Source organism: Pedobacter agri PB92, from assembly GCF_000258495.1.
Lineage (GTDB): Bacteria > Bacteroidota > Bacteroidia > Sphingobacteriales > Sphingobacteriaceae > Pedobacter > Pedobacter agri.
In genome coordinates this window covers 1-6,656 of the sequence record NZ_AJLG01000222.1, presented here as the reverse complement: position 1 = coordinate 6,656, position 6,656 = coordinate 1, and the positions used below count along the sequence as shown (strand labels likewise).

Annotated in this window: 5 protein-coding genes; 1 reads left to right on the top strand and 4 read right to left on the bottom strand. The window is 38.8% G+C overall.

The window, feature by feature from the left end; genetic code table 11:
- The first annotated feature begins 190 nt into the window (after window positions 1-190).
- The gene (locus ON09_RS21415) at window positions 191-964 is read left to right on the top strand and encodes an IclR family transcriptional regulator (RefSeq protein WP_010603121.1); all 774 of its coding nucleotides are present in this window, start codon (window positions 191-193) and stop codon (window positions 962-964) included.
- A gap of 97 nt (window positions 965-1,061) precedes the next feature.
- On the opposite strand, the gene ON09_RS21410 is transcribed toward ON09_RS21415, so the two are convergent.
- The 4 genes from ON09_RS21410 to ON09_RS21395 all read right to left on the bottom strand — a co-directional run.
- A complete protein-coding gene (locus ON09_RS21410) occupies window positions 1,062-3,236 on the bottom strand; it encodes an alpha-L-rhamnosidase-related protein (protein ID WP_010603120.1) in 2,175 nt (724 codons plus the stop codon).
- 59 nt (window positions 3,237-3,295) lie between these two features.
- Entirely contained in the window at window positions 3,296-4,885 is a 1,590-nt protein-coding gene (locus ON09_RS21405; protein ID WP_029204540.1) for a sodium:solute symporter family transporter, read from the bottom strand.
- Between the two features lie 309 nt (window positions 4,886-5,194).
- Window positions 5,195-6,280 (bottom strand): Gfo/Idh/MocA family protein, encoded by a 1,086-nt coding sequence (locus ON09_RS21400; RefSeq protein ID WP_010603118.1) that lies wholly within the window; start codon window positions 6,278-6,280, stop codon window positions 5,195-5,197.
- Between the two features lie 112 nt (window positions 6,281-6,392).
- The coding region (locus tag ON09_RS21395; RefSeq protein WP_010603117.1) for an L-rhamnose mutarotase at window positions 6,393-6,656 on the bottom strand (264 nt) is incomplete at its 5' end.

Below are 6,656 nucleotides of genomic sequence, written 5' to 3'. Positions count from 1 at the left end.
TCAAACTAATAAAGCCTGAATTATTTATTAACTTTAATTTTTATGTGTAATTCAAATATAAATATTTTTTTTAAATATGAAAACATATTATCTTGTATAAAATTATAGAATGTGTTCTAATCGCTAAATAAGAAAGCATTTTGTATGTTTGAAATTGTAAAAAATACGCTACGACCAAATTTAAACCTGTATGAACGAAAAGGAATCAAAATATCAAGCGCCAGCCTTAGATAAAGGCCTTGATATATTGGAGTATTTATCTGCACAATCCATTCCCCTATCTCAAACTGAAATTGCTATCGGTATTGAAAAAACACCGAACGAAATCTACCGCATGTTAATGAGTTTGGAGAGTCGTGGATATATTTTGCGTGATGAAGTTTCGGGTAAATACAGGCTTTCTTTAAAGCTTTTTTACCTATCTCACAGGCACTCGCCGATGGATGAATTGCGTAAAGCTGCTCAATTTCCATTGGAAGAATTGTCAAATACCATACGTCAATCTTGCCACTTGAGTATTTTGTATATGAACCAGGTGATGGTGATTATCCATGCCAAAAGTCCGGGGCCGATTGCGCTTTCTATTGAGGAGGGAAATCTTTTTCCATTGCCTTTAACTGCTTCTGGTAAGGTTTTGTTGGCTTACATGCCAGATGCGGAACGCAATACAACTTTGAGAAACAACGCTATTTTTAAGAAGTATCCTAAACCACAACAGGAAGATTTTATTAACTCTTTAGAGGATATTCAGAAAACAGGTTCATATGTTAAAAACAGTGATTCAGTTTCGGGTGTAACTGATATTTCTGTTCCTATCGGAATTGGGGGCAACAATGGCATTATTGCTTGTTTAACCATTTCAATGTTAAATGCTTTAAATGCAGATAAGGCGATCGAAAATGATGTGATTCTTGGCGAAGCAAATAAATGCGTTAAAAAAATTGAGCAAAGGATTGGGGTTTAACCCCCAACCCCTAAAAGGGGCTTTTGACTTTCTATAGTTTAGCCACCCATTTAAAAATAACCAGCTACAATTTCCATTTTGCTTTTCAGCTCCCCCTTTAGGGGGTTGGGGGGTTATAGTTCACCAAATAATCCTTCCCTTTTTCTATCTTAATTTCATAGGTGCCTTTTGAAATCTCTTTAACTTCTGCGCCTTTAACAGCCGGCTTCGATTTACTTTTAATTTTAAGCGTACCAGTTCCAACTGCTGAACCCACTTTGATTTCTTTCTTGTTCATGTAAACAGAAATATCGCCATTGGCAGTCGGCACTTTACCTTCCATCCATTCTAAACCACCTAAACTTGGCTCAATGGTATAAGTTTCGTAGCCTGCGGTAACCGGACTTACGCCAAGATAGTATTTGCCCAATAAATAAATCGGACTAGCACCCCAGGCATGGCATAGACTTTTTCCATAAGGGCGGCCATACATTTCCAAATGTTCCACCCCTTTTTTATCAGGATTATATTCTTCCCAGAATGATGTAGCCCCAAGTTTTAACATTCCGCCCCAATAGTTTTTCATTTCTTTTAATACATAAGACTGTTCGCCCATGGCGCATAATGCTTCTAACTCGTAAAAACGCATGTAAGGTGTAGTAATTTTAGCTACCTTATCATTCAGCAGAACATTATTTTTAACGCCTAATTTTTGTTCAGGCGTAAAATAATCGAAGAAAATTCCGAACATATTTGCATAGCGGGTAACGTTATCGGTTTGCTTATCGTTAATTCTACTGTGCACCAAGGCATTTTTACTCTGATTCCAGTACAGTTCGAAGATTTTAGCTTTAAGCTCTTTCGCCTGCTTGTCATATCTGGCAGCGCCATCAGTATCATTTGCCAGTTTAGCACACAGCGCCATCGTTTCTAAACTTCGGGCATATAACAATTGTTCGAAACTCACTTCGCCATCTTTGCTGAGTTTATCAGCCCAATCAATAAAAATCCAATCGCCTGGCATCCATTCCAGCAAACCATTTTTATTTTTTCTGCCATCAATATAAGTCATAAGCGATTGCATTCTTGGATAAATATCCTGAACAAACTTCTGGTCGCCGGTAAACTTATAGTAGTCATAAATCCCTAAAAACCAATAAAATGAGTAATCCATAATGGTATTGATGTGCGCTGTTACTGGGTCTTTACCACGCTGAGCAAGTAAAGTTCTTTTTACAGTTGGCGCATCGAAAAATGAATAATAATTCATCAGATAACTTTGATACGCATCACCACTCCAAACCCAACGGTCGCGTTTTATTCCATCAATGAAAAACTCACGCGTGTTTAAATGAAAAGTATATTTTGCCACATCATAAATTTTGTTCAGTTCCGTATCTGATGATTTGAAACTTCCACGTTCCGTTACAGGCGCATACTCGTAAAGCATGGAAACAGAATCTACGGAAACACCACCATTAGCTTGGTAGTTCACATAACGAAAAGCCTTGGAAAGTGGCATAATTGAATCTTTTTTCTGAGCCAAATCGATATCCAAATGGTCTAACGTTTCACATTTATCTGTTGATAAAGCTTCTTCGGGAGATTCTCCATAATAGAGACTTGCTCTTCCCTTTCCTTTTAATCCATGCAGCTTAATAAAGCCAAAGGTTTCTCTACCGAAATCGTAAAGGGCTCCAGCTTCTGCTTTCTTTTTAGAAACTGCCTGTAGTGGTTTTGTTGGTAGTTTAAATTGCGATGGCAACTTTGTTGGGTCGGTTAAATTCCAGGAACCAGCCGTTACAAAAGTGGTCCCCGATTTGTCTGAAACCTTACCACTTTGGTCAATCCATTCCTTATCTTCAAAAGTGGTCAACCAGGTTTCATCCGAAACCACAGTTTTTCCCTGCACAAAAATTGCAGGAACTGCCCCCTGGCTATACACTTTTAGGCTTAGCTTATGTTTTCCGGCAGGGATATTAACAGTTTTCGGAAAACCTGAAACGGCCTGACCATCAATTTTTACGTTGTAAGTTCCCTCCACAAAAAGTTTAACTTCTTCAGGTTGGGTCAGTGAAAATTCTTTATGAAAATCGACCAAAACATAATGGCTATCCATTTTCCAAAATACCGGAAAAAACGAACCGCGTTCCGTTCGGCGGTTTTGCATCACATTACTCATGTAGATATCGAAATCACCAGGATACCAAATCCAGGATGCCTTTTGGGCAAAAGTTGGAAGAGCGAAGCAGCTAAAAAGCAGTAGTAAAAGTATTTTGTTAAAGTTTTTCATAATATCTGATTAAAAAGTACTGAATAGAGATGGCTTCGTGCCTCGCAATGACGTAAATATTAATGCCCGTTAAAGACAATATAAAGACCAATCATTACTACGGCTAGAGCTGCCCACGAAACCCAAACCATTTTATCTGGTTTTTCGATATTGGATTGATGCGCTTCGTTTATTGTATAAATGCTTGGCGACCTATCCAATAATGAAATTAACATGGCGATGGCCAATAATCCTGCAAAAATGTAAAAGGAAAGCATTAAATAGTGCGGCCAAAATGTATATTCACTAGATGGTAAAATCCATAAGTAAGTTACACCTACACCCAAGCTTAGAATCGACCCAACCGAAAGCGTAAAATTCACGGCTTTGCGAGTTGTTCTTTTCCAGAAAACAGTTAACAGAAACACAACTGAAAGTGGCGGTGCAATGAAACCCAAAACTGACTGAAAAACGTCAAAAAGGTTCAGCCCCTTAATATTATCAATTGCCAGCACAACTATTACTGCAAAAATACAACCGGCTACTACTGCCCATCTACCGATACGAATTATCTGCTTATTGCTAGCCTGAGGATTGATTTTCTTTACATAGATATCCATCGTAAAAACGGTGCTCAATGAGTTTAGCGAAGAACCAATTGTGCCAACCAAAACCGCGATTAAAACCACGATAACCAGACCATTCATCCCCGGAGGAAAAAGACTGGTCACCATGGTCATGTACGCTTCGTTCGGGTCTTTCAGATTTGGAAAGAGCACATAGCAAAGTATTCCCGTTCCGATAAATAGCGGCAAGGAAAGAATTTTTAACCAACCGATAAAGCTTACGCCTAGTTGACCTTGTTTTAAATTTTTTGCACCCAAAACAGACTGAACCATAGATTGGTCGGTACAGAAAAAGGCTACTGCGGCAACAGGATAACCCAGTAAAATGGCATACCACGGATATTTTGGGTCGCTGGCGGGTTGAATTAAGTTCCAAAAATGGTGTGGCGTTTTAGCATATAAGGCTGAGATTCCGCCTACTTTATTTAAGCCTAAAAGCATTAACGAAAGTGAAACCGCAATTAACAGTATCATTTGGAAAACATTTACTTTGGCAATGGCTTTTAATCCACCAAAAAAGGTAAACAATCCTGCGAAAGCGACTAAAACTGTTACAGATTGCCACATCGGGATTCCTAAAATCTGGCGAACCAAAAAACCTCCTGCGAACAATCCAAGCGATAACCAGGAGATTAAAATTTTCACAAGCGCATACCAGGCTAAGATATTTTGGGTAGAATCGCCATAACGATTTCCCATAAACTCAGGCATGGTACTCACTTTCGCAGCCAGATATTTTGGAGCAAAAACAATCGCCAGCAGGAATAAAAAGATAAAGGCATACCAGTCGAAGTTTACAGCAACGATACCCGTACTGTAGCCTATACTCGCAAATGCCAGCAACATAGACGGACCAACGTTGGTACCCCACATGTTGAAGCCAATGCTCGACCAGCCCAAGGATTTATTAGCCAAGAATAAAGTTTCATCTTCGCTATTCTTTTTCGAGAAACTGGCTCGATACCCAATGATGACTAAAATAATCAGGTACGCCACTACAATGAGGTAGTCTAAGCTGGTTAATCGTTCTACAATATTGTTCATTTTAATTTGGTTAGTACTGTCCTTGCCGGACGGGCTTTTTTCTTTTGACAACAAAAGAAACAAAATTGCCGGCTTAAAATTTTTGTATTAAAGTTTCTGGATAGGCCTTGACAATGCATCCCCAAAAATTTGTTAGGCCGGTTGAGAGTTTAACGTAGAAACTCTGCTTTGGCCCTTCTAAGCGCACCCGTCATTGCGAGGAACGAAGCAATCTCTTCTGATTAGATTGCTTCGTGCCTCACAATGATGGCTTTTCTTACTTTTATTTCACACTCATTCCGTGTTCATTCGTGTTTCCGTGGCAATAAATTACAAGCCTATTGATTCCCTGGTAATATTGTTGGCTTTCAAGATATCATCAATTTTAACCGGCAAACCGATTTCCATTGATTTATCCATCGCTTGCAATAGCGCCACTGTTCCAATTCCCTCTTTTAAATCTGGGTAAGCCGTAAATTTATTGTTAATGCTATCGGCGAAATAATCCAGGTAGTTTTGGTATTCTCCGGCGTGATGGCTTTGCCCCTCGAAACGGAAATAATGTTTCAGGGTGGCATCGCCCCAGGTAATAATTTTTTCCTCTCCTGTTTTAGTGGTTACAGAATAACGCAACTCGTGGTAATCAGCCTGACTTGCACCCTCTGTTCCGCGGAGAATACAACTCATTCCACTATCGCGACTTGCAGGTTGCGTAGGGCCTGTATAAGCGCCACTTACACGAGCAATTCTGCCATCTTTGGCCTTAAAAATAAAGTGCATTGTATCCTGGTTTTTTATTCCTGCTTTTAAACCGTTAGCACTCAACATGCCGTAACCCATCACCTCTTCAATATCGGGCATGTACCAACGAATAAAATCTACAGGGTGACTTAAACCACCATATAACCATTTGAAAGATTGTTTTAGCGACCAGCCTTTCTCTAAAAACCAGCGATGGTCGGCATGGTAATAACTTTCTATGGTAATTAATTCGCCGATTAATCCTTTATCAAAATCTTTCTTTTGACGCATTGCAGGTTCAAAGAACCGTGAACTTTGTCCTACAAAAATCTTTTTTCTCGATTTTTTAGCCAATTCTAAAAGTTCATTTGCCTGCGATAAATCATCAATAAAAGGTTTAGTACAAACCACATGTTTTCCATGCAAAAGCGCTTGTTTAATGTGCTCAAAATGCATATGGTCTGGCGTGTAAATCGCAATCATATCGATTTTATCACTGGTTAACATATCTTCATAATTGGTTGTCCAGTTTTGGAAATCGAATTCCAAAGCACGTTCTTCGCAAAGCTTTTTATTGGCATCACAAATTTGAATGAGCTTAAATTTTTTGCTCGCCAATGATGCAGAAATTGTACTTCTGCCCTCTCCTAAACCTAAAATCCCTAATCTTAACATGATATTATTTTTTAATTTCTTTAAGTCGCCATTGCGAGGAACGAAGCAATCTCTATTCTCTAATGAATAGCCTTGATTTTAATATTGCTTCGTGCCTCGCGATGACGAGTGTCTATTCTATCGGTTTAAAAAACACCCAAACCTCAGCAGGTTTCGTGCCTTCAATCCCTTCCTGATATTTTTTCATTATTGCATTCCATTCATCTACCGTAGGATTATTCAAGGTAGTTTTTGGATTCAAATCATCTAATTTTTTCCCTTTCGGAATACTAATAATCAGCATTAATTGCCTATCCTTTTTGAAAATTGCCAGGCGCTGAAATTCTGCATTGCAAAATCCTTTTGATATTTCCGGCCATTTCTCAAGTGTGTACGT